This is a genomic window from Halomonas sp. (genome assembly GCF_041689495.1).
GTDB lineage: Bacteria > Pseudomonadota > Gammaproteobacteria > Pseudomonadales > Halomonadaceae > Halomonas.
Genome location: NZ_JBDNGD010000262.1, coordinates 1 through 2084, shown reverse-complemented (window position 1 = coordinate 2084; position 2084 = coordinate 1). Strand labels below are relative to the sequence as shown.

Annotated in this window: 2 protein-coding genes and 1 pseudogene; 1 reads left to right on the top strand and 2 read right to left on the bottom strand. The window is 63.5% G+C overall.

Annotated elements, in window-relative coordinates; genetic code table 11:
• Positions 1-755 (top strand): DUF3141 domain-containing protein (locus ACESMD_RS09180; RefSeq protein ID WP_372612455.1); only part of this gene is annotated, 755 nt, incomplete at its 5' end.
• A 61-nt stretch (positions 756-816) separates the two neighbouring features.
• On the opposite strand, the gene ACESMD_RS09175 is transcribed toward ACESMD_RS09180, so the two are convergent.
• The gene (locus ACESMD_RS09175; protein WP_372612453.1) at positions 817-1605 is read right to left on the bottom strand and encodes a hypothetical protein; all 789 of its coding nucleotides are present in this window, start codon (positions 1603-1605) and stop codon (positions 817-819) included.
• Positions 1606-1738: 133 nt separating this feature from the next.
• Positions 1739-2084 (bottom strand): annotated as a pseudogene (locus ACESMD_RS09170) (IS91 family transposase); the annotation flags it as partial.

Sequence of the window (2084 nt, the reverse complement as noted above, 5' to 3'; positions counted from 1 at the left end):
GCAACCGGCTGGCGACGGCGGAGCTTGTCAGCGACGATGGCGTCAGGATCGACCTGCGCCATATCGATTCGCCGATCCTGTGCTTCTGCTCCGAGGGCGACAACATCACCCCGCCTCCCCAGGCGTTAGGGTGGATCTGCGATCTCTATCTCACCGACGAAGATATTATCGCCGCCGGTCAGACCATCGTCTACGCGATCCACGAAAGTTTTGGCCATCTCGGCATCTTCGTCTCCGGTAGCGTCGCCCGCAAGGAACACCAGGAATTCACCTCGAATATCGACCTGATCGACGTCCTGCCGCCCGGGCTCTACGAGGCGGTCATGACACCCAAGACCGACGAGACGGTCAGTCCGGAATGGGTCGAAGGCGACTGGCTGGTGCGCTTCGAGCCGCGCTCGCTGGCGGATGTCAGGGCCATCGTTCGGCCCGATCCCGACGACGAGCGACGCTTCGCGACGGCCAAGCGGGTCTCGGACATCAATCTGGGGCTGTATCGGACCCTGATGCAGCCCTTCGTGCGCGCCCAGGCCAACATGCGCGTGGCGGAGTGGCTATGCAAGATGCGAGCCGAATACAGCGAACTCTCGCTCAAGTCGTTCAAGCAGGCCGTGCGCGAGCAGTTTCTTGCCTTGACGCTCGACCAGCAGGCCGCGCTCGACGCGATCCCGGCCATGCTGGCCGTCGAAACACAGCCCAGGAGCAAGGTGCTGAACGTGATCCGCCGGGTCGTATCCGCGCCACCGGCGAGCTGACCGACGAGCAGCACAGGCGGCTGACAGCCGTCGAGTGGATGTTCGCGGAACCTGCCTGATCTTACCGCCACACCCCGTCGGGGCAGCGGTGGCGGTCCATCACCTTGACGTAGTTGGCGCGGTCGTAGGCGGTCGGGTCGATCGCGTGCTGGCGGCTGACGCAGCCCTTGAGCTGTCGCACCGAGGTGTATTCGTGCTCCTCCATCCAGCGCAGCATGTCCGCGCGGATGCGATCGAGCGCCTCGGGCCCCTCCTTGAGCAGCACGCTGCACAGGTGGGTGACGTTGGCACCGGCCATCAGCGCTTTCAGCGCGTCCTCTGCGCTGTGGATGCCGCCGGTCACCGCCAGTGACAGATCGACCTTGCCGTGCAGCGCCGCCACCCAGTGGACGCGCAGCAGCGATTCGTAGGGCGATGACAGCGTCAGCGTCAGCGTTACCTCGCGCGTCTCCAGATCGATGTCGGGCTGATAGAAGCGGTTGAATAGCGCCACGCCCTGGGCGCCGGCGGCTTCCAGCGCGCGCACCAGGTGGCCGACGGAGCTGAACTGCGACGACAGCTTCATGGTGATGGGGATGCCGACGACTTCCTTCAGCTGATGCAGCAGCTCGACGTAGCGGCTTTCGACCGCGGCGCCGGACTCGAACGGGTCGGCGGCGACGTAGTAGACGTTCAGCTCCAGGGCGTCGGCGCCCGCCTCCTGCAACTGCCGGCCGTAGTGCAGCCAGCCGTCGTCGGAGAAGCCGTTGAGACTGAGTATAGGAAGTATAAACCCCCTTTTCACTGAAAAACCACCCTGACCACCCCGAACCAACCCGGCCATTTCGCGGCCAGAGGTAGTCAATCTCATCTGATGCGCGGCCTAATCGGCCAAATCGACCGGACATCGGCCTTGTGATTCGCCCAATCCTGAAGCGGCGGCCGAGCACGACCCCTGCCTGGTGTCGCCGGCAACGTCCTTGTGTTCCGCGAACGGATTTTCCTTAGTCGAATAAGCTCGTTTGTGGCGGGCCGCGGCTCTCGGGTAACCGCACCGCGTCCTGGTATGCACCCTTTTCCTTCAGAAGATCGAGTATCTTCTGGATCACCACCGGGTCTTCGATGCAGGCAATCACTGTGACGCTGCCGCCACACTCAGCGCACGTCTCAATATCGATATTAAACACCCGCTTCAACCGCTGCGCCCATGTCATCGATGCGCGGCGCTCGGCGGGCGTTGGCGGCTCATCCGATACTTTAGCCTTGTTCCCTTTGCCCCGCCTGGCCGGTGTCACCATCGCTCGGTGCTTGCTGTTCGGCGCAAACACACCGTGAAAGCGCGTCAGATTC